The 22148-nt window shown below is 51.0% G+C and carries 19 protein-coding genes; 8 read left to right on the forward strand and 11 right to left on the reverse strand.

Translation table 11 applies throughout. From position 1 onward, the window contains the following. Positions 1 to 1016, reverse strand: a 1016-nt coding sequence (brnQ, locus tag AC4GL5_RS16380; protein ID WP_490383876.1) for a branched-chain amino acid transport system II carrier protein, incomplete at its 3' end; no start/stop codon positions are given. 216 nt (positions 1017 to 1232) lie between these two features. After that, on the reverse strand, positions 1233 to 2129 hold the full coding sequence (locus AC4GL5_RS16385; RefSeq protein ID WP_490383877.1) for a DMT family transporter: 897 nt from the start codon (positions 2127 to 2129) through the stop codon (positions 1233 to 1235). Positions 2130 to 2516: 387 nt separating this feature from the next. Between AC4GL5_RS16385 and fusA the strand changes: the two genes are divergently transcribed. Next, the gene (gene fusA / locus AC4GL5_RS16390; RefSeq protein WP_490383878.1) at positions 2517 to 4604 is read left to right on the forward strand and encodes an elongation factor G; all 2088 of its coding nucleotides are present in this window, start codon (positions 2517 to 2519) and stop codon (positions 4602 to 4604) included. Between the two features lie 122 nt (positions 4605 to 4726). Continuing rightward, positions 4727 to 4903, forward strand: a complete 177-nt coding sequence (locus AC4GL5_RS16395) for a DUF2986 domain-containing protein (protein WP_490383879.1) — start codon at positions 4727 to 4729, stop codon at positions 4901 to 4903. Positions 4904 to 5022: 119 nt separating this feature from the next. On the opposite strand, the gene AC4GL5_RS16400 is transcribed toward AC4GL5_RS16395, so the two are convergent. After that, positions 5023 to 5454 carry a hypothetical protein gene (locus AC4GL5_RS16400; RefSeq protein WP_490383880.1) on the reverse strand — a complete coding sequence of 144 codons (432 nt, stop codon included), beginning with the start codon at positions 5452 to 5454 and terminating at the stop codon, positions 5023 to 5025. A 224-nt stretch (positions 5455 to 5678) separates the two neighbouring features. On the opposite strand from AC4GL5_RS16400, the gene AC4GL5_RS16405 reads away from it, so the two are divergent. From AC4GL5_RS16405 to AC4GL5_RS16420, 4 genes are read left to right on the forward strand one after another with little or no spacing between them, the layout of a single operon-like run. Continuing rightward, the gene (locus AC4GL5_RS16405) at positions 5679 to 5873 is read left to right on the forward strand and encodes a hypothetical protein (protein WP_490383881.1); all 195 of its coding nucleotides are present in this window, start codon (positions 5679 to 5681) and stop codon (positions 5871 to 5873) included. Between the two features lie 7 nt (positions 5874 to 5880). Further along, positions 5881 to 7404: a CHAD domain-containing protein gene (locus AC4GL5_RS16410; RefSeq protein ID WP_490383882.1), complete on the forward strand. Its 1524-nt coding sequence runs from the start codon at positions 5881 to 5883 to the stop codon at positions 7402 to 7404. Continuing rightward, on the forward strand, positions 7401 to 8150 hold the full coding sequence (locus AC4GL5_RS16415) for a ParA family protein (RefSeq protein WP_490383883.1): 750 nt from the start codon (positions 7401 to 7403) through the stop codon (positions 8148 to 8150). The genes AC4GL5_RS16410 and AC4GL5_RS16415 overlap by 4 nt, the downstream gene beginning before the upstream one ends. A 23-nt stretch (positions 8151 to 8173) precedes the next feature. Further along, entirely contained in the window at positions 8174 to 8584 is a 411-nt protein-coding gene (locus AC4GL5_RS16420) for an NUDIX hydrolase (protein ID WP_490383884.1), read from the forward strand. 35 nt (positions 8585 to 8619) lie between these two features. On the opposite strand, the gene AC4GL5_RS16425 is transcribed toward AC4GL5_RS16420, so the two are convergent. The 6 genes from AC4GL5_RS16425 to AC4GL5_RS16450 form a co-directional block, all read right to left on the reverse strand. Continuing rightward, entirely contained in the window at positions 8620 to 9147 is a 528-nt protein-coding gene (locus tag AC4GL5_RS16425) for a hypothetical protein (protein WP_490383885.1), read from the reverse strand. A gap of 239 nt (positions 9148 to 9386) precedes the next feature. Next, complete coding sequence (locus tag AC4GL5_RS16430; protein WP_490383886.1) at positions 9387 to 10607, reverse strand: ABC transporter substrate-binding protein; 1221 nt, start codon at positions 10605 to 10607, stop codon at positions 9387 to 9389. A gap of 92 nt (positions 10608 to 10699) precedes the next feature. Further along, positions 10700 to 12289, reverse strand: coding sequence for a fatty acyl-CoA synthetase (locus tag AC4GL5_RS16435; protein ID WP_490383887.1), 1590 nt, complete (start codon positions 12287 to 12289; stop codon positions 10700 to 10702). Positions 12290 to 12456: 167 nt separating this feature from the next. Continuing rightward, positions 12457 to 14784 carry a 3-hydroxyacyl-CoA dehydrogenase/enoyl-CoA hydratase family protein gene (locus tag AC4GL5_RS16440; RefSeq protein ID WP_490383888.1) on the reverse strand — a complete coding sequence of 776 codons (2328 nt, stop codon included), beginning with the start codon at positions 14782 to 14784 and terminating at the stop codon, positions 12457 to 12459. Further along, positions 14784 to 16004, reverse strand: a complete 1221-nt coding sequence (bktB, locus tag AC4GL5_RS16445; RefSeq protein WP_490383889.1) for a beta-ketothiolase BktB — start codon at positions 16002 to 16004, stop codon at positions 14784 to 14786. Before bktB ends, AC4GL5_RS16440 begins: the two co-directional genes overlap by 1 nt. An 82-nt stretch (positions 16005 to 16086) precedes the next feature. Further along, complete coding sequence (locus AC4GL5_RS16450; RefSeq protein ID WP_490383894.1) at positions 16087 to 17190, reverse strand: acyl-CoA dehydrogenase family protein; 1104 nt, start codon at positions 17188 to 17190, stop codon at positions 16087 to 16089. A 368-nt stretch (positions 17191 to 17558) separates the two neighbouring features. Between AC4GL5_RS16450 and AC4GL5_RS16455 the strand changes: the two genes are divergently transcribed. Together AC4GL5_RS16455 and AC4GL5_RS16460 are read left to right on the forward strand one after the other, a co-directional pair. Next, positions 17559 to 18623: an AraC family transcriptional regulator gene (locus AC4GL5_RS16455; RefSeq protein WP_490383890.1), complete on the forward strand. Its 1065-nt coding sequence runs from the start codon at positions 17559 to 17561 to the stop codon at positions 18621 to 18623. A gap of 155 nt (positions 18624 to 18778) precedes the next feature. Further along, on the forward strand, positions 18779 to 21205 hold the full coding sequence (locus AC4GL5_RS16460) for a response regulator (protein ID WP_490383891.1): 2427 nt from the start codon (positions 18779 to 18781) through the stop codon (positions 21203 to 21205). A gap of 114 nt (positions 21206 to 21319) precedes the next feature. Here AC4GL5_RS16460 and AC4GL5_RS16465 read toward each other — a convergent pair whose 3' ends face one another. Continuing rightward, positions 21320 to 21802: an FKBP-type peptidyl-prolyl cis-trans isomerase gene (locus AC4GL5_RS16465; protein WP_490383892.1), complete on the reverse strand. Its 483-nt coding sequence runs from the start codon at positions 21800 to 21802 to the stop codon at positions 21320 to 21322. A 141-nt stretch (positions 21803 to 21943) separates the two neighbouring features. Next, the coding region (locus AC4GL5_RS16470) for a cold-shock protein (protein WP_490383893.1) at positions 21944 to 22148 on the reverse strand (205 nt) is incomplete at its 5' end.

Here is a 22148-nt window from a genome sequence, read left to right on the forward strand (position 1 = left end):
AGCATCAGAGCAACGGCAATCGGATAAACCGATACCAGTACTGGAATACTCAACTCAATCAGCACACCCAGTTCCAGGTTGGCCATCATGATACAAAAGACAGCATTGATCACCACATATCCTGCATAAGGAATCGGGGTCAGTTGAGAGAAGTAATCTGAACAGGCACTTAACAGGCCCACTGCGGTTGTCAGACAAGCCAAAGTGATGACGCCAGACAACACAACCAGCCCCAAAGTGCCAAACTGATGCGCAACAAAGGCGGTCAGAATCTCACCACCAGAGCTTGCCCCTTCCACACCGAAACCGGCTCCCAGGAAGAACAGCGAAACATACACAAATGCCAGGCCTGCAGCTGCAATAAGAGCAGCAATTACCAGATAACGATACTGCCTGTCAGAGTCCGTCACACCTTTCTTGTTCAGCAGATCCACAATCAACATACCAAACATAATGGAGGCCAAAGCATCCATAGTGCTATAGCCATCCAGAATGCCTTTGGCAAAAGGAGCATCCAGATAAGCAGCGTCCGTTGGCTGGACCTGACTACCCGATGCCGTCAGAACGGCAACGGAAAGAGCAATCAGCAAAACAATCAACAAAGGAGTCAGCACCTTACCGATAGAGTCCATCAACTTACCAGGAAAGAGAGCCAGTAGTGTCGCCACGGTAAAGAACACCAACGAGTAGCCAAACTGACTGATCAGAGGTGACTCACCAAAGGGCTTGATTCCCAACTCAAATGCAACCAGAGCCGTGCGTGGTGCCGCGATCAGAGGCCCAATAATGATGAAAATAGCCACAGAGATGAAAATACCGATCCCGGGATGCAGCATCTTCGTCATCTGAGAGATACCGCCACCGGCTTTAGCCACGGCAAACAGCCCCAGAAGCGGCAAACCAACCGCCGTTAGCAGAAAACCCAGCATGGTTGGAACAACTTCCTCTCCCGCCTGCATACCCGCCATCGTTGGAAAGATGATATTCCCCGCCCCCAGAAAAAAGGCAAAAGTCATAAAACCTAAACCAAGAACATCAAATGGTCTTAATTGCTTTTCCAAAACAAACCTCAGTCAAATTGCACTAATTTTTATGACTGACACATTAAAAAAGGCCAGCCCTTCTGATCGAAAAGCGGCCTTTTATACCAGCAGAGCCGGAAATAGCAACTCAACCCCATCAAACAGCCAGACTACCGGCTAAATTTAGACGTTATTGAAAGTTTTTCATTCTTATCTAGTTGATTTGACTAACTCTTTACCCATCATCGCCAGAACGCCTCCACCGGTAATTAGCGCGATGCCCATCCAGGTATTCAAAGACAACACCTCTCCCCAAAGCCACCACCCCATCAGAGCTGCAAAAGCCACTGAGCCGTATGTAAATGGCCCTAACTGTCCAGCCGGTGCCAATCCATAGGCTTTACTGAGAAAAAGCTGGGCCAACGTAGAAGCACCCGCTACAGCAAATAACCAGACAAGGGTCTGCCAGCTGATCGCCTGCCAGACCAGAAGTGCAGGAATGAATGAAAAATTCGCACTAAAGAAGGCAAAATAGAAAACAATGCGCTGAGCCGACTCCGTCGTTCTCATCTTACGAATAGTCACTTTAGCTAACGCGCCAAGACAGGCACCGCCCAAAGCGATCAGCACCGCCACATTAAGCTTGCCATCCTGAGGATTAAGAACCAGAAATGTCCCCGCAAAACCGATCAGAATCGCCAGCTTTACAATGGCAGGAATACGCTCACCCAACCAGATAAACGCGATAACCGGGATAAAGAAGGGGGCTGTCTGTTTTAACAGAGCAGCCTGAGCCAACGGCAGATACCCCCAGGAATAAAACAGGCAGGTCATCGCTGTTACACCGACAGCGGCACGCATCAGATGCAAGCGCAGACGACTGGTTTTGATCGCCTGCAAACCATTGCGCATCAGCCAGGGCATCAAAATCAGCAACCCAAGGGCATTGCGGAAAAATACGATCATCTGCACGGGAACATCATCAGCGATATGCTTTACCACCATCCCTGACAGCACCAGAAAAAGTTCCGATATCAGAATTAATCCGGCACCCAGCACTAGGCCCGAGCGATGATCATCAAGTATTGCCTGAGAAGGATTCTGCACTGCGACCTCTTAGCCGATAGATATTAAGGCATTAATCACACCTTAATATCGCTCCCGAAAATAAATGAACGAGATTCTATCCGTCTAACAGATAAATTCCAGTTATATAAGGCTGGATTCAACTAAAGAGGATCACTTTAGGGCAACTCATTACGCATCAAGGCGTTAGCGGGCTATCACTCAAATGACAGACAGAATGTCAAACCGCAAAAATTCCAACAAAAAGGGCGTTTTTTTAGGTCTGTGGTCTATTTTCTTGAAGCACTTTTGCTATACTTGCGCGCAAATCAAATCTGATTGAACGCGCAGTAACTCTTTCGGAAAGTCTTAAGTGCCTTTGTTAGTGTGCTGACGCGCAAATTAACCCTGTCTGTATAGCGTAGAAACATGTCAAACTTAGATCACTATCGTAACATTGGTATTTTTGCCCACGTTGACGCGGGTAAGACCACTACAACTGAACGTATCCTTAAGCTGACCGGTAAAATCCACAAGTTGGGCGAAACTCACGACGGTGAGTCCACCACTGACTTTATGGAGCAGGAAGCTGAGCGTGGTATTACCATTCAGTCTGCAGCTGTAAGTTGCTTCTGGAAAGACCACCGCTTCAACGTTATTGATACTCCTGGGCACGTTGACTTCACCGTTGAAGTATACCGCTCTCTGAAAGTACTGGATGGTGGTATCGGTGTATTCTGTGGTTCCGGTGGTGTTGAGCCTCAGTCCGAAACCAACTGGCGCTATGCAAACGAATCTGAAGTTGCTCGTCTGATCTTCGTAAACAAGCTGGACCGTATGGGTGCAGACTTCTATCGCGTAACTGATCAGGTTAAAAAAGTTCTGGGCGCAACACCTCTTGTTATGACTCTGCCAATCGGCATTGAAGATGACTTTGTTGGTGTTGTCGACGTACTGACCAAAAAAGCATATGTTTGGGATGACTCTGGCCTACCAGAAAACTATGAAGTGCAGGATGTTCCTGCAGACATGGTTGACAAAGTGGAAGAGTATCATGAACTGCTTATCGAAACTGCTGTAGAGCAGGACGACGACCTGATGGAAGCTTACATGGAAGGTGAAATGCCTTCTGAAGCCGATATCAAACGTTGCATCCGTAAAGGTACTCGTGACCTGGCATTCTTCCCTACCTTCTGTGGTTCTGCGTTCAAGAACAAAGGTATGCAGCTGGTACTTGACGCAGTTGTAGATTACCTGCCATCTCCAACTGAAGTTGACCCTCAGCCTCTGACTGACAAAGACACTGGCGAGCCAACTGGTGAAGTTGCTACAGTATCTGTTGATGAACCTCTCCGCGCTCTAGCGTTCAAGATTATGGACGACCGTTTCGGTGCTCTGACCTTTATCCGTATTTACTCCGGTAAGATGAAGAAGGGTGACACCATTCTGAACTCTGCAACCGGTAAAACTGAGCGTATCGGCCGCATGGTTGAGATGCACGCTGATGACCGTACTGAACTAGACTCCGCACAGGCTGGTGACATCATCGCCGTTGTTGGTATGAAGAATGTTCAGACTGGTCACACTCTGTGTGACCCTAAGCACGAATGTACTCTGGAAGCTATGATCTTCCCTGATCCGGTTATCTCCATCGCTGTTGCTCCTAAGGACAAAGGTTCTTCTGAGAAACTGGGTGTTGCACTGGGTAAAATGGTTGCAGAAGATCCATCCTTCCAGGTTGAAACTGACGAAGATTCCGGTGAGACCATCCTGAAAGGTATGGGCGAACTGCACCTGGATATTAAAGTAGACATCCTGAAGCGTACTTTCGGTATCGAGCTGGAAGTTGGTGCTCCTCAGGTTGCTTACCGTGAGACGATCACTCAAGAGGTCGAAGACAGCTACACTCACAAGAAGCAGTCTGGTGGTTCCGGTCAGTTCGGTAAGATCGATTACCGCATCAAGCCAGGTGAAGTTGGTTCCGGCTTCAAGTTCACCTCTACTGTTGTTGGTGGTAACGTTCCTAAAGAATTCTTCCCAGCGATTGAGAAGGGTTTCGCGGGCATGATGGATCAGGGTGTTCTGGCAGGATTCCCGGTACTGGACGTTGAAGTTGAACTGTATGATGGTGGCTTCCACGCAGTTGACTCCTCTGCGGTAGCGTTTGAAATTGCTGCTAAAGGTGCATTCCGTCAGTCTATCCCTAAGGCTTCTCCTCAGCTGATCGAGCCTATCATGAAGGTTGACGTGTTCACTCCAGACGACAACGTAGGTGACGTAATTGGTGACCTGAACCGTCGTCGCGGCATGATCAAAGACCAGGAAGCTGGCGCAATGGGCGTTCGCATCAAAGCTGACGTGCCTCTGTCCGAAATGTTCGGCTACATTGGTCACCTGCGTACTATCACTTCAGGCCGTGGTCAGTTCTCTATGGAGTTCAGCCACTACATGCCTTGCCCAGCAACTGTTGCTGAGAAGGTTATTGCTGAAGTTAAAGAGCGTAACGCTAAGAAGTAATTCTGACTGGCAGGCTATGCCTGCCTTTCTGAGCTATTTCCCCAAAACCCCGGTGCATCGCCACCGGGGTTTTATTTTGTCTGCCCTATACTGCAGACAACCGCACACCAACCGGAACGCCTATGAACCGTAAAAAGAAGCTCAACCAGATACTGACTAAAAAAGCCAAGCGCGCTCAAAGCAAAAAAGCGTTTGAGAGTGGTGGCTGTAATAAACCCCGCTATATATCCAAAGCTGAACGAGCAAAAATGGATGCCGAAAACACTGAGAGCCAGACCGAACCCTGCGATACACCCTAAAAAAGTGGGTCTCTGATGACGCTCTAAGTTTATTCCGGCCATCAGAAACAAAAACAGCTTCCCGAAGGAAGCTGCTCTCAGCAATAAAATTCACACGGTAACAACCATGAATCAGCTCATCACTTAAAAAAGCGCATATTCAGAATAGACTGGGACCAGAACTTCCACTGCCCACCTTCTTTCTTAAACGCCTGCAACAGTTCCAGCTCATTGTTATTAAAAGCTGCTGTACCACCCACCTTACGGGTAGTCTGGCGCACCTTAACAACAGCAAACTCTCCGGTCATACCCACAAACTCATAATCGTTCAGCTCGTAAGTCAGATCGTACTGCTGAAACAACGGTGCAACCTGCTGACGAGTTGCCTGATAACTTGGAGACTGCTGATGAATGGTATTCATCATGCGATCCATATCTTCATTTTGTGTTGCTGTCATATTCTCTTCAACTACGGCTTTAACATCCTCAGCCACACCAGCAAATACAGATGCAGAGAGGGTTGTCAGTACGACAAAAAAACCGACACGAATTAGCTGAAAAAACTTAACCATAGAAGTGTCCTTGTTTATGGATTTGGCTTAAAGCCCCTAAAAGCACATAGTAGCCGTTTCAGGCGTTGGAATAAAATACTATGCCGTAAGAGACGTTTGAATAACCCGCAAACCAACAGGAACGCATCGATAAAACCCTTGTCACAATATTGTCATTTGTAATTCATCTTTAGAATCGTAATACTAAATGACGTCATTACATCATGACCTCAAAGGGATGCCTTATGGTTAAGCATGAAACGGAATTTCCTGCAGAAAATAAACATAAAAAGAAAAACACCTCGCTTCGCCTCGACAGCAATACTCTGAAAGCACTCAAAATACGCGCGATTGAAGAAGACACCAGCGTTCAGAATCTGATCGAGTCCCTGATACAGGCCTACCTTGACGGACGAATTTCATTTATCGAAGGGAAGTAAACACAAGATGACTGCGCACTCCCGCTGGCTGGTAAAAGACAGCGAATCTACTGAACGGCTTCTTGATCAGTACCGGCATAAATTCACTCTGGAACCGATGCAGATCCGACATGAAACCCTGAGTTTTTTTGATGATTTTGAATGGCACCTGTGGCGGAAAAATCAGCTACTGGCCAGTAACAATCAGGGACTGGTTTTATTAGTAAACAACTCCGTACTCACCTTTTTTGATCGTGAGAACACACCTGTTTTCGCAAAGGATCTCTCCAACGCCCAACTGAGAGAATCTCTGCAAAAAGTAACTAAGGGTCGACGTTTATTCCCTATGGCAGAATTAGAGGTTGAGTTCTGCCAATATGCGGTTCGTAATGAAGATCTGAAAAAAGTTTGTGATCTGAATATCATTCTTACCGGTTACGGGACCATGGTGGAACTCAAGGCACTACGAGGCTACGAGAAAGAATACCGGCAATGCCTTAACATCGTATTAAATGGTGAACCCAATGAACTGGAACACCATATTTTTATCAATAGCCTCAGACTTCTGGGGATTCAGCCCAGCGACTATACAGCCCGTCCCAGGTTCAAGCTGGCACCAGGGCTGGATTCCTGCGATGCGGTCGCTCTGATTGCACAGAAACTCTGGCACAACGTCAGGGTTAATGAAGAGGGCATTATCAGAGACTGGGATATTAAGTTCCTGCATCAGTACCGTGTCGCCCTTCGCCGGATGCGCGCCCTTTTTAGCCAGATGCAGAAAAGCCTCGGTAAAGAAGAGAGCCAGTGGTTTAAAAAACAACTGGCCGATCTCGCAAGACCAACAAATCGTCTGCGGGATATGGATGTCTACCTTAAATCGGAAGAATCCTATCTGGCACTGATTCCTCAAAGCTTTCATCAGGGCCTGCAACGCTTATTCAAAGACCTTGCACGAGAGCGCCAGCAGGAACAGAAGAAACTGGCGGCTGAACTGAAAAGTCCGGAATATCGCAGTAAGATCAGTCTGCTGGAGTCCCATCTGGCTCTTTGCCCAAAATCCCCCACTAAGAAAGGGCACAAACCGGTAATAAAAGTGGCTGCGCGACAGATCATCAGCCGCTATAACGCTATCTCGATGGATGCACTGGAGATTACAGAAGACTCTTCTGACGAACAGGTTCATGAGGTTCGCCTGGGCTGCAAAAAACTACGTTATCTGCTGGAATTTTTTGCAGACCTCTTCCCCAAAAAACAGATCCGGCCTTTATTGAAAGCCCTGAAACAACTTCAGGATAATCTCGGTGAGTTTAACGATCTCTCTGTACAGCGGGAACGACTGGAGCAATATCTGCAGCGTAATCAGACGGCCTCTGATACCGAGGCAGCGGTACACGCCCTAAATGGCGTTCTCTTCAATCGTCAACGACATGAGCGATCAAAAATCCGGGCTCAGCTGCAGATCTTTCTCGGTGAGCCGGTACGCCAAAGCGTGGAATCACTCATGCCCAAACCCATTTCAGCAGAGATTAAAGCAGGGAGGTTATCCGAATGAAAACATTAGCCTGTTACAGCATTAAAGGTGGTGTCGGTAAAACCGCCTCATCGGTGAACCTTGCCTATTTGGCGGCTCAGGCAGGTTACCGCACCCTGCTGATCGATCTGGATTCTCAGGGCGCGTCCTCGTTTTATTTCCGGGTTCGTCCCAGCAAGAAAAACTGGGGCAAGCGCTTCTTCAGAACCTATGAACAGCTTCTGAAACAGATTAAAGCCTCGGACTTTGACAATCTGGATATCATCCCGGCCCATGAAACCTTCCGCCATTTTGACGCCATGCTCAGTGACAAAGGCAAACGGGAGCTGCGCCTTAAGCGAGTACTGAAAGGGCTGAAAAAAGAGTACGACCTGATCATTCTGGACTGCCCACCAACACTGAGCTACCTGAGCGAAGCGGTGTTCCATGCGGCCAACATGATCGTGGTGCCTGTAATTCCCACCACGCTATCAGAAAGAACGTTCGATCAGCTGCAGGAGTTCTTCAATAAGCATGAGCTATCCACCAAGATGGTGTACCCCTTCTTCTCTATGGTGCAGCGCCAAAAGCAGCTGCACCGTAGCACGATCGAACGCATGCAGGAAGAAACACCAAGGTTGCTCAAAACCCAGATCCCCTTCTCAACCGATATCGAAAAGATGGGTGAACACAGGGCGCCTGTCAGCTGTTTTTCCCACCGTTCTGCTGGCGGCAAGGCATACGAGGAGCTCTGGCAGGAGATCTCCCGTAAGCTGAAGAAACTCTGAGCGGATTAACAGGGAGGCCAGCCATGGCTAAGAAAAAAGGACGTACAAAAATTGCCGCACTGCCGATTCGCTACCACAAAAAGAAGGGACTTCAGATCTGCCTGATCACATCCCGAAAACGTGGTCACTGGATCGTCCCAACGGGTAAGCCAGAGAAAAAACTGAGCAACAGCGATGTTGCTCAGCTGGAAGCCTATGAGGAAGCCGGGGTACTGGGTCGCGCCAGCCGCAAGCAATGTTTTAGTCACCGTACCTGCTCGGTTAGCAGAAAGGTAGAGCGCAACCTAACCCTTTATCCGCTCAAGGTGCGTAAAGAGCTGAAACACTGGCCGGAAGATGATCAGCGGAGCCGAAAATGGATCAAAGTCAGTCGCTTAGCCAAGTATCTGAGTGATCTATCATTGGCAAATAAAATCACCCATCAGCTGCTCTGAGCCGAGAGCAGTACCTGACCCGATCACTCGTTGAATCAGCCTTTCTGTTGACTGGCAAAAATTTCCCGGGCTTTCTCAAACTTCATCATGCTGAGAAACATGGGGTCCTGCATCATCAATTCAGTATTCACCGAAAGAGACGGCTTAACGCTGTTATCGTAGGTTTTCTGATCCATCGCATTTTCATGCTTACGAATATATCCGCCACTGAGTTGAGCAATCATTTCAGCTCTGGCCTGAGCCAATTCAGGCCCCTTAGCTACCCCCGAAGGGTTAAGACCTGCTGCCGCGGCCAGCTGGTGCTGGGCGCCAAATCCATTGCTGGTCGAAAGATAACCGTTGTTATCAATCGTCGCCACGACCTTTCCACCCACGACAACTTCAGCGTAGGTGTCATTTACGGGGTTTCCCTGATAGTTTTCGATCTTCTGATAGCGGGACTGCAGAAAATTCAGATTGCTTTCTACAATCTGTCGGAACGTGTTATCCGGTAATTCATCCAATTTTTTTAGCTGGGTTGGCTCTAGACGCTGTGCTAAATCCTGAATATTTTCTATTCGCATCGTAACTTCCTTATAAAACATCAGACTCAGTAACGGCTTGCGGCAACAAGGTTTGCCGCTTTTTGGGGCCTTTATTTTTTAAGCAAGAAATATTCCTTTCTAAGTTCGAAAGCGAAAAAAGCCCGACTACTAATCATCAGCAGCCGGGCTTTATCAAGGTGGACATCCCTGTCCGGATAACAAGAGGTGGACTAACGAGTTAATGCTTTTTACAAGTTGATGCTTTTAGCGATTCGCCATCAGCGACCGGCAACCAGGCGGCACTTGGATTCGGACAGAGGACGGAACGCCTGATCTGCCGGAATGGTGCGCAGAATCTTAAACAGATCCCACTCACTGGTCGATTCCAATGGTTTCTTCACCTCTGCCAGATACATATCGTGAACCATACGACCATCATCCCGAATACGCCCGTTGCTGGCGAAGAAGTCATTCACCGGAGTTGCTTTCATTTCAGCCATAACCGTTTGTGCATCATCTGTACCGGTTTTCTCAACCGCTTTCAGGTAATGCATGGTCGATGAGTAGATACCCGCATGCACCATGGTTGGCATAGTGCCGGTCTCTTCATAGAAGCGTTTTGACCAGGCACGGGTTTCAGGGGTTCTGTCCCAATAGAAACCGGTTGTCAGCTGAAGTCCCTGGGTGGTTTCCAGTCCCAGACTTTTTACGTCATGCAGGAAAACCAGCAAACCCGCCAGCTTCTGACCTGACGCCACAACGCCAAACTCTTTTGCGGTTTTCAGGGCGTTAATGGTATCTGCGCCAGCATTCGCCAGACCCACAATTTTGGCACCGGATGCCTGCGCCTGCAGAATAAACGAGGAGAAATCGCTGGTGGCTAACGGGTGACGAACACCGCCAACAACCTTACCGCCACTACCCTTAACCACAGCCGCAACATCGCCTTCCATCGCATGGCCAAAGGCGTAATCAGCGGTCAGGAAGAACCAGCTATCACCCCCCTCTTTTACCACGGCTTCACCGGTGCCGTGGGCCAGAGCGTAGGTGTCATAAACGTAATGCACCGAGTTAGGCGTACAGTATTGATTGGTAATGGAGGAGGACGCAGAGCCGGAAACAATAGAGAGTTTGTCTTTCGACTCCACCACCTTGTTCACCGCAATCGTGACCGCCGAGGACACCATGCCCGCCACCAGATCGATATTATCGGTATCGATCCACTCACGAACCTTGTTGGCGCCAATATCAGGTTTGTTCTGATCATCAGCCGCTACAATCGTAATCTTTTTACCTTTCACCTTGCCGCCAAAATCAGCAATGGCCATTTTGGCCGCTGTCAGACCGTTCGGCCCCGCAAGCGGGCTATAGGTACCGGACATATCGGCGATATAGCCGATACGGATCTCATTGTCTGAGATATCCGCTGCCTGAGCGCCGGCAGAGATCGCCAGTGCCGACAATACGCTTGCGGTCAGGTGTTTCAGTTTTAAACGCATAGGGTCTTCCTTTGTTGTTTTTGTTTTGTCTTTGACTAAGTTGCGTAACAACCTCCCTGCAGGACAGGGAGGGCAAAACGTCAGATGCTCTTCTAAGCGCTCTGGGCAAACTGATCACGCAAGGTGCGTTTCAGCAGTTTACCGGCGGTATTCTTGGGAAGCTGATCCACAAAATGCACCTGCTTCGGTACTTTAAAGGCCGCCAGATGCTCTTTGGCATGGCTGATCAGCCCCGCTTCATCTGCCGGACTTTCAGGTTTCAGCACAACAACAGCGGCGATCGCTTCAATCCACTTCTCATCCGGTACGCCGATCACGGCTACCTCAGCGATAGAAGGGTGCGTATAAAGCGCTTCCTCCACATCACGGCTGGCCACCAGTACGCCTCCGGTATTCACCACATCCTTGATGCGGTCGACGATATAGATAAAGCCTTCCTCATCCTGAATCCCCAGATCACCGGAATGGAACCAGCCATCTTTAAATGCCTCAGCCGTTTCTTCCGGCTTATTCCAGTAACCCACCATCAGATGGGGTGACTGATGCACCAGCTCACCCTGCTGGCCCGGCGCACAATCCTCACCGGTCACAGGATCAACGATACGGGTGCAGACAGAGGACACAGGGCGGCCACAGGAACTCGGGCGGGCCTTGTGTTCCGCAGGTGTCAGAACTGTAGCCAGTGGCGCAATCTCACTCTGGCCGTAACAGTTATAAAGACCGGACTCCGGCAGGCGCCGCTCCAGCTCATGCACAATGGGCTCCGGCATGATGGATGCGCCGTAGTAGAGTTTCTGCAGATGTTGCAGCTCGGCATCAACAAAATCCGCATGACGCAGCAGGGCGATCCAGACCGTAGGCGGCGCAAAGAAGGCGTTGAGTTTTTCGTCTTTCAGCAGTTTAAGAATCAGATCCGGTGTTGGCGTATCGATCAGGTAAGAGAAGGAACCGGACAGCAGTGCCGGCATACTGAAAACATGCATCTGTGCCGAGTGATACAGAGGCAGTGCAGCCAGACCACGATCATCCGATGTGATATCCAGATGGTTAATACAGCTGGCGTACTCTGACATCAGCGAGCGGTGAGTGTGCATCGCCCCTTTCGGATCGGAGGTGGTGCCGGAGGTATAAAGAATCTGTACGACATCACTGTCGCTCAGCTCAAGATCCGGCGCTGCCGCATTGGCAGACGCATCCAGAGCAACCGACAGAATATCCAGCTTTTCATCCGATGCGGTCGCAGGATCAGCGGCATGCAGGCTGCCATGAAGTGACAGATCAACCTGATCATAAACCTCATCGATATGGGCTTTCAGGCTGGTATCAGAGAACAGCGCCTTAGCACCGGACTGATTCAGCACGTAGAGGAGTTCCTCCTGCACCAGTGCAAAGTTCACCGGTACATGAATCAGACCCGCTTTAGCACAGGCGAGAAACAGCAGCAGGTAAGCATCAGAGTTCTTGCCATAGGCTGCAACCCGGTCACCTTTCTCCAGACCGGAGGCGATCAGATGATTCGCCACCCGATTTACCGCCAGATTAAACTCTGAAAAGCGCCATTGGCGATCCGCATACTGCAGCGCCACCTTGTCGGCGTTTCGGCGGGCGGAACGCTCCAGACCATCACCGATGGTATTGCGGGTAGCGCGGGCAATAATTTGAGCCATATCCATGGTCGACATGCGACACCTCTCTTCTTACTTATTGTTTTTGTATTAAAAGAATCGTTATAAGAGTTTTTTCAGAACAGGCGTTGGCTAGTTAATAACGCCAGCCAACCCTGAACAATGGCCGTAACGGTCTTTCTTTTTGATCGAAACGGCCAAAATGGATGATCAAACGCTGACATTCAGTTCTGCAGCGGCTTTCCGGTTTCCAGAAGATGCTGCATACGAGCCAGACAGCCGGGGTTCTGCGCCAGACTGAGATCCGTCGCCAGCTCTAGCTCATCAAATGCCTGATACCAGCCTTCACGACTCGCCTGATTCAGCAACGTAAGCAACTCCTGTTCTAAGCGCATCTGAAAGGGAGCTTCCGGACTCGAAGCTGAATCGGGCTGATAAGCCGTCAAAACCGGTAACTCATAGTCAACAGTGGCCGCCTCACCTTTCGCTTTAAGTGATCGGGCAACGGCAATAGCGTCACCCATCAGACGATCCGGATTCATGCTGATGGCACTATGCTCTGAGACAAAACCCAGCGCTTTAGCCTCCAGGGCAGAGTGACTGACGCGGGCTGATTTCAGCGTGTTAAAGCAGTGTTCAACCGCCTGATCCGCCCCCAACAACTGAGTGCTATTCGCCAGCAGTTTCTTGCAACCGCCCCAGCCCGGTACGATGCCTACCTGAGCTTCCACCAGCCCCAGCTGAGCTTCCGCTACCAACTGCACATGATGGCAATGCATCAGCAACTCGACTCCACCACCCAGAGCCTTTCCGGCGACCGCAGCGACGACGGGCACAGGCGATGCTTCGATACGCTGAAACAGCTGCTGACCACGGCGGATATAGCGCTCCAGACCACCCGCTTCTCTCAGCTGCATAAACTCTTTCAGATCGGCTCCTGCAGCAAACACAGCGCCGCTACTGGCGATCAGCAGTGCCTTATTGTCACGAACAGCACAATCCAATGCGGTTTCCAGCTCATCCAGCAGTGTGGTGCTGAGCGCATTAATTCGGGCAGAGAGTTCAAAGCAAAGCAGTTCATCATCCACCGGCCAGAGTCGGCTGAACTGCCCTTCACTCAACACTTGTCCCCAGGTCAGATCTGACCAATGAACAATGCCTTCAGCGTGGTGGATAGGCTGATATCCCTCGGTTAAGGTCAGCTGATGAGTGACGCCGTCAATCCGGCAGTAACCGGACTTATGGCCTTTAGCGGCCTGCTGCTGCCAAAGCGCGGTTCCGGCAAACGCCTCAGGATCGCGCTGCTGCTCGTCACTAAGCAGAACATCAAAGGCGTCTGCGCCGATCTGATCTCTCAGCTCAAAGGGGCCAAAACGCCAGTTGTAGCCGAGACGCATAGCGGTATCGATCGCAACGATATCCTCCGCCACATCCGGTAACAGAGAGGCGGCATAAGCGACGACACGACTCAACACACGGCGGGCATATTCGCCGCCCTTATCGGTCTGCTGAACCAGTTGCGAAAGAGCGTCCCGTTTCAGCTGCAGGCTCGGCCAGTCCGGCAGATCTGTCAGAGGCTGATATTCAAGGCTGTTCAGATTCAGCTGATGAAGCTGCTTAACTCCCTGTTCATCCTGAGTCTGACGGTAAAAGCCCTGCAGCACTCTGCCCTTGCGGCCATGCCAGCCCTTTTCGATCAGGGTGCTGATCAGCCCCGGTGACCGGGCGTATCGCTGGAAAGCATCTTCTTCCGGCAGCAGACGACTGAGACTTGCCGTCACTTCTGGCATCAGGTCGATACCGCAAAGATCCCAAAGCCCGAAGACGCCGGTCTTGGGGAAACCGCACAGCTGCAGTGTCTGGTCGGCTTGACGCACATCTATTTCCAGCGCGATCGCTTCCTGAAGGGCAACCTGCATCCAGTAAACCCCGAGCCGGTTGGCGATAAAGCCCGGCTGATCGGCACAGGTGATCACGGTTTTACCCATCGCTTTGTCGTTGAAAGCGTCGAGCGCCGCCAGTCCCTCCGGTGAGGTTTCGTCAGTGGAAACAAACTCCACCAGTCGCATATAGCGTGGTGGGTTAAAGAAATGGGTCACCACAAAGTGCTGGCGAAAGCCCTCACTCATCCCTTCCAACAGATGCCGCAGTGGCAGGGTCGACGTGTTGGATGACACCATGCAGTGCTGAGCGCGCACCTGATCGATTCGTCGATACAACGCCTGCTTCACATCCAGACGCTCAACAATCGCCTCTACGATCCAATCCTGCTGCGCCAGCTCTGAAAGATGATCTTCGGTATTACCGACAGTGATCCGCTCCGCCACTTCAGCGGACATCAGGGCACCACGGGAGCCGCTTTTCACCATCCGCGTCAGGGCATCCGCTGCAATGCGGCTGCGCTCGACAGGATTCGAGCCTTCAGAGGCACGATCCAGCAGCAGCACCTGAGCACCGGCATTGGCCGCTTGCGCCGCAATACCCGCCCCCATAACTCCGGCACCGATCACCGCAACCCGTCGAATCTGACGTTCCACCATCAGCTCCGCCATCAGTTACGCTCCTTCAGGTTTTCAACGATCAGGGCGATCCCCTGTCCGCCACCAATGCACATGGTGATCAGGCCGTAACGGCCACCGATCCGCTCCAGCTCATAGAGTGCTTTCAGCGTGATGATAGAACCGGTTGCGCCCACCGGATGGCCGTGAGCCACAGCCCCGCCATTGGGGTTGACTTTGGCAGGGTCAAAACCGAGGGATTCCGTTACGGCCATCGCCTGAGCGGCAAAGGCCTCGTTGGATTCGATCACATCCAGATCAGCAACCGTCAGACCGGCCTTTTCCAGCGCGGTTTTCACTGCCGGAATTGGCCCCAGCCCCATCACATCCGGCTCGACACCGGCAAAGGCATAGCTGACAAAGCGGGCGCGAGGCTTCAAACCACGACGACGGGCTTCCGTCTCAGAGGTCAGCACCAGTGCAGCAGCACCATCGTTGATACCGGAGGCGTTCCCTGCTGTCACCAGTCCTTCTTTTCTAAAGGCGGGTTTCACGCTGGCAAGCCCTTCAGCGGTAATATCCGCACGAACATGCTCATCGGTGGCAAACAGCTGTGTCTCGCGCTTCTTACGGATCTCAACCGGCACGATCTGCGACTCAAACAGCCCCTCTTTAATGGCTGTTGCCGCTTTCTGATGGCTGGCCAGGGCGAATTGATCCAACTGTTCGCGACTATAGCCGTAGCGCCCGGCAATGTTCTCAGCGGTAATCCCCATATGACCGCTATCAAACGGGTCACTCAGTATATCCAGCGTCATATCCAGGGTTTTGCCGTCGCCCATACGCTGACCGAAACGCATATTAGGCAGCAGATACGCCCCCTGACTCATGCTTTCAGCACCACCCGCCAGCGCGATACGACTGTCACCGGCGGCAATCATCTGGGCCGCAGAGATCAGGGACTGCACCGAAGAACCACAGAGGCGGTTCACATTCAGGGCTGCCGACTCAACCGGCAGACCGGCATTGAGGCCGATATGACGGGAGAGATACACATCCTGCGGCGAGGTGGTGATGATATGGCCAAAGACCGAATGATCGATCTCGGCCGCAAGCACACCTGAGCGTTTAATCGCCTCTTTAGCGGCAAAAGTGCCCAGTTCAGCCGGGGTAAACTGGCTCAGAGAACCTCCAAAAGCACCGATAGCCGTTCGGGCACCCTCCAAAATAACAATCTTGGTTAAATCAAACGGGGTTAAATCTGTTGCAGACATGGCTAAATCCTTCGCAGTTATTGTTGTTTTAATCGGCAAGCTGGGACTGTCAGGACTGCTGAAATCAGCGCCCCAGCCGAGATCAGCGCCCCAATAAAGAGCGGGCGATCACCTCTTTCATAATTTCCGAGGTACCGGCGTAGATGGTCTGGATGCGGGCATCGACATAGAAACGGGAGATCGGATATTCCGTGGTGTAACCATAGCCGCCGAACAACTGCAGGCACTCATCGATGGTTTTGCACTGCATCTCACTCAGCATCAGCTTCAGGGTCGCCGCATCGGTCGCCGTCATCGCTCCTTCGCTGTAGCGCTGCATGCACTGATTAAAGTAGGCACGCCCCAGTTCGATCTGGGCTTTCACTTCGGCCAGTTTGAAGCGTGTGTTCTGAAAATCAGCAATACGCTGACCAAAGGCTTTGCGCTCCTGTACGTAGTCCAGCGTCAGTTGCAGCGCCCCTTCCATCGCACCCAAGGCCTGAGACGCAACCCCCAGTCGCTCCCGTGGCAGCTCCTGCATCAGATAAACAAAGCCTTGGTTCAGCTCGCCCAACAACGCCTCTTCCGGCACAATCAGGTCTTCAAAAAAGAGTTCAGCGGTATCACTGGAGTGCTGGCCGATCTTGTGAATCCCTTTACCTTTGGAAAAGCCCGGCAGATTCGCATCCACCAGAAACAGGGAAACCCCTTTCGCTCCCGCCCTGGGATCGGTTTTGGCACAAACGATCACCATATCCGCCAGCAGACCATTGGTAATAAAGATCTTGGAACCGTTAATCTTCCAGCCTTCCGGCACCTTCTCAGCGCGGGTCCGCAGGGCCGCCAGATCACTACCGGCACCGGGTTCTGTCATGGCGATGGCACCAACAACCTCCCCCGAAGCCATTTTCGGCAGCCAGTGCTGCTTCTGTTCTTCGGTGCCTATATGCAGGATGTAAGGCATCACGATATTGGCGTGAATGTTGTAGCCACTGCCGATGCCTCCATAGCCATAACGGGAGATCTCTTCACAGATCAGCTGACTGATCGCAAAGTCAGCACCGGCGCCACCATATTGCTCCGGCATATCGACACCCAGCAGCCCCGCCTCACCAAAGGTGTTCCATAGCGTGCGCGGCACCTGATGATCCGCCTCCCATTGTTCAAAATGAGGCTCAACCTCCTGCTGCAGAAAGCGCTGAACCATGTCCGCAAACAACGGAGAATCGTCACCGTAGATCGATTGTGAATAGGGCGTGCGTGTCGGGAGAGTCACTGAAGTATTCATAGTCGTTTCCGTTATTTTTATTCTGAGTCTTTGACGTTAGAGTCATAATCCGTCGGTTACAGATTGACTGTTAAGGCCATTAAATCCCTGAACAAGGAACGACAGAATGATGTTTGCGGCCTATTTAATTGACTTAAAAGGCCAAACACCGGACAGTCAGTTTGCAGTCTGGACGCCCACTGAGGAATGCCCTAGTTTAGAAGGATTAGCGTTCCGTCTGATAACAACAAAAACAACACGAGGTGAGCAGACTTTGCTTATCGGCTCCGAACACAGGACACTGCAAAATGCCTGCATCAGTTATTGCTTCTCAGGATCCTATTCAAAAGCGACATATCGCCAATCACTATATCCGCGCCTGCATCTCAGGAGCCCTGGCCCAGGGAGTGAATGAGCAATCACTTTTAGACGCCGCCGATATCCCTGCGGACAAGGCCGACAATCCGGATTATCTGATCACGGAACAACAACTAAGCGATCTGATTAAAGCGGTATGGCGCAGTACACAAGACGAGTTTATGGGTCTGGCTCCCAGCGTCTGTAAAAATGGTGTTTTCGCACTGATGGCAGAGCTGGCTCAACAGGCAAAAACACTGGGCGGGATGCTTCGGCAAAGTGCCCGGTTTTACACCCGGGTCTATCACCATATTGATGCGGGACTGAACGATGAAAGCCTCAGCGACAGTCAGCAAAGTCAGATTTTCTACCGGCTGCAGCTGAACGATCAGGACAAAGATCCCGATCACCTGCTGCAGGAGTTCCTGTTGCTTATGTGGCAACGCTTCGGAAGCTGGTTAGTGGGCCAGCACATCCCTTTCAGCGCTACCTGCTTCAGCTACCGCCCTCCGGCCCATGCCCGAGAATATCGCGCCATGTTCACCGGCAACCTCATCTATGAAACAGACGCCAGTGGCTTCTTTCTGCATCCCCGTTATCTGCAGTTACCGATCATACGCACACCGGATGAACTGGCAGGTTTTCTCAAAGCGTCACCGGCTATGATTCTGCACCGGCCGGGGCAGGATGATCGGCTCAGCACCCGGGTACGTATGTTGTTGCAGCAATACGATTTTCATCAGCTGCCGGAACTGGGAGCGATCAGCGAAGAACTGCATCTGGCACCCAGAACTCTGAGACGCAAGTTGACGGATGAAGGAACCTCCCTCAGAACGCTCAAAGAGGCGTTAAGACGGGACTTTGCCATGAAACTACTGGTATCTGAGCACCTTTCCATCAGTGATATCAGTGAACGAGTCGGATTTTCCGAGACCGCTGCGTTTTGCAGGGCATTCAAACGCTGGACCGGCCGCTCTCCTTCCCAATGGCGACTCCCCTCCAGAGCCGGATCTTAAAGCCCTTACAGCATTCAGGCTGCATCCTGTCTTTGATTTCCTGATATAGTTTGTTATTACGGATACAGCATGGGCCAATGCCTTTATGCCCTTGTTTACAAGTCTTCACGACAGACTCCTGTCTGACAGGGGTCTGCTACAGGGATCCTGTTCATATGATCACGCCTCAGTTGCCGGCTAATGAGCAAGAACGCCTTCAGGCTCTCGAAGCCTATCAGGTGCTTGATACCGAAGCGGAAAAAGCTTTTGATGACCTCACCCTTCTGGCCTCACGAATTTGCCGGACTCCTATCGCTCTGGTCAGCCTGATCGACCCCGAGCGCCAATGGTTCAAAGCTAAAGTAGGCCTGGATGCCTGCGAAACAGAGAGAGATATCGCTTTCTGTGCCCATGCCATTCACAACCCGGAAGTGATGGAAGTCTGCGATACCCTCAAGGATGAACGTTTCTGGGATAACCCGTTGGTAACCGGAGCACCTTTTATCCGTTTTTATGCCGGAGCACCTTTGGTCACACCGGAAGGCTTCGCCATAGGCACCCTGTGCGTGATTGCCCCGGAGCCGATGCAGCTGACCGATGAACAACGGGACAATCTGAGTATTCTGGCTCGTGCCGTTGTATCCCAACTGGAACTGCGAAAAAAACTGCGGGAGCAGGATAAGATCAGTCAGTTCAAAAGCGACTTTCTCTCCGACATGAGTCATGAGATCCGCACTCCGATTCATGGTATTTCCGGCACGCTGCACCTGCTGCAGAATATGGCGCTGAATCGTGAGCAAAATCATCTGGTTGCACTGGCCCTTAGCAGCGCCAATGCACTGACAGAGCTGGTGAACGATATTCTCGACCTTTCCCGGATTGAAGCCGGTAAACTGGAACTGCAGCCCGAAGAGTTTGATTTAGCTTCCTTACTGGCCGAGGTGGGGGCAACCCACGGTATTAAAGCCAGCGAAAAAATGATCGAGCTGATCTGCCCTGCCCGCCACATTCCTGCCGGCAGAGTTCGGGCTGACAGTCTACGGCTTCGGCAAATATTGAATAACCTGATCAGTAATGCGATCAAGTTTACCCACGAAGGCTTTGTTTCCATCGATTTGCACCTGAATCCACAAAGCAGTGCCCACGAAAACCGGAATGAACAATTAAGCGCGCGTTTTGAAGTCAGAGACAGCGGCATAGGCATGACCGAAGAGCAGATGACCCGACTGTTCAGTCGTTTCCAGCAGGCCAGTGCTGACACAACTCATCTCTACGGTGGCAGTGGTTTGGGCCTGAACATCTGCCAACAACTGGTTGAGCTGATGGGAGGTAAAATCGGGGTTCAGAGCAGTTACGGCGAAGGCTCTCTGTTCTGGTTTGAGGTTCCATTAGAAAGCGCCGGTCTGAAGCATGACGCACAACCTGATCTGTCGGGCAAAGCGCGGGTATTAGCTATTCATTCACATCCGGCAACGCAGATTTTTCTGCAGGAGCTATTCCGTCAATGGCATCTGGAGGCGGATATCACCAGTCCCGGCAGAGCCTACAGGTATCTGGAAAACAAACCCGCTTACAGCCATATCCTGCTAGAAGAGAAAGCAGAACATAACCCGTCAGGCCCTTTAAGCAAGCAACTAAGCGCCTATTGGTCCGGATCAGAATCACCCAAACTGATTCTGATGCACCAACCCGGAAAACATCAGAAAACTCTGGATCTGTCCTCTTTCTATGGTGCCGTTGCTCTCCCTCTTTTTCCTGAAGAACTTCTGAGATTACTGGAAGGCACGCCGTTACCGGATCATTCACCGGCGCCGATTAACGACACCGTCTCTAAACAATTCTCCGGATACGCCCTGGTCGCAGAAGACAACAGAACGAATCAGATCGTTACCCAAGGGCTGCTTAACCAATTGGGGCTTGATGTTGTTGTCGCCGGTGATGGCTACGAAGCCCTGCACAAAATGCGGAGGGAGCACTTTGATATCGTCTTTATGGATTGCCAAATGCCGGTGATGGACGGCTTCAGAACGACTCAGGAGTTACGACAGGCTGTAGGGCTTAAAACAAACCCTCAGGTTCCTGTGGTCGCCTTGACCGCCAATGCGATGCAGGATGACCGTAAACGCTGTATTGATGCCGGTATGGATGAATTTCTGAGCAAGCCTATCGATCCAGAACAACTTCACAACATTATTAGCCGTTTTCTGGCACGGGACACTCCCGCCGAAAGCCCGCCTGAAACGACTGACGCGCCAACAGAATCCCCTTCGTCTCTGCCCGTGTTTGATTTTGAAGAATTTGCCGCGCGCCTTGGCAATGATCCTGAGCTTATGCAGCTGGTAATAGAAGCAGCAACCGATGATATTGAGAGAATATTATCTGAACTTAAAGAGATACCGGACGGCAGCCTTGCAGCAAAGTTGCATCAACTAAAAGGACTGATGGCCAATTGCTCCGCAAAAGCGCTGGAGAAACACCTCGCGATTATGGAAGAACAGAGTCAATCCGGAGACTTTGAAGGCGTTCGTCGGCAACTGCCTGAACTGGCCGCTCAGATGGATCGTTTTAAACAAGAGGTGAAAGTGCGAGTTTTCCGGGACTAGCAGCGGGAACCCTGATTCAGAGTTCCCGAAAATCTGTCAGCGGCTTTGTAACGGATGCAGTAAAAATAAATCCGCTGATTTTTGAACCCGTTTTCAAAACGGGTTCAAAACCCTTTAGTGGTGGTGGCCGCCTATACCGTGGGCATGACCATGAGCAATCTCTTCCGATGTTGCATCACGCACATCAGCGACGATCATATCAAAGGTCAGGGTTTTACCAGCCATCGGATGATTGGTATCAACCGTGACCATAAATTTACCGACTTTAACAACGGTTACCTGACGCTGCCCCTGCTCGGTCTGAACAACCGCCATCATACCCGGCTTCCATTTTTTAGCGCCCATCAGGTGTTTGGTCGGCACACGCTGTTCGCTGTCTTCACGACGCAGACCATAGGTTTCTTCAGGTGGCAGTGTAACCGTAAACTCTTCTCCCGCTTCACGGCCTTCAAGAGCTTTTTCAACACCCGGCATCATATTCTTGTGGCCATGCAGATAAGCAACCGGATCAGCCCCCACATTGCTTTCCAGCGTCTGGCCCGCTTCATCTTTCAGTGTGTAATAAAACTGAACAACCTTATCTTTTGAAATACCCATTGCGATACCTTACTGACCTTTTGAAAACATCGTACAAAAACGCAAAAAGCGAAGCCGTAGCTTCGCTTTTTGATGTCCAGAACCTTACAGGTAAGCTTCTGGACCAGGCTAGAGCCCGTTAAACCGTCAGACTAAAAAGTCTTACAGTACAACGATTTCTTCAGCCTGTGGGCCTTTCTGGCCTTGAGTTACTTTGAACTCAACCTTCTGGCCTTCCAGCAGGGTTTTGAAACCGTTACCAACGATCGCAGAGAAGTGTGCGAATACGTCAGGACCGCTTTCCTGCTCGATGAAACCAAAACCTTTAGATTCGTTGAACCATTTAACGGTTCCTTTAACTGCATTA

It is taken from the genome of Oceanospirillum sp. (genome assembly GCF_982874595.1).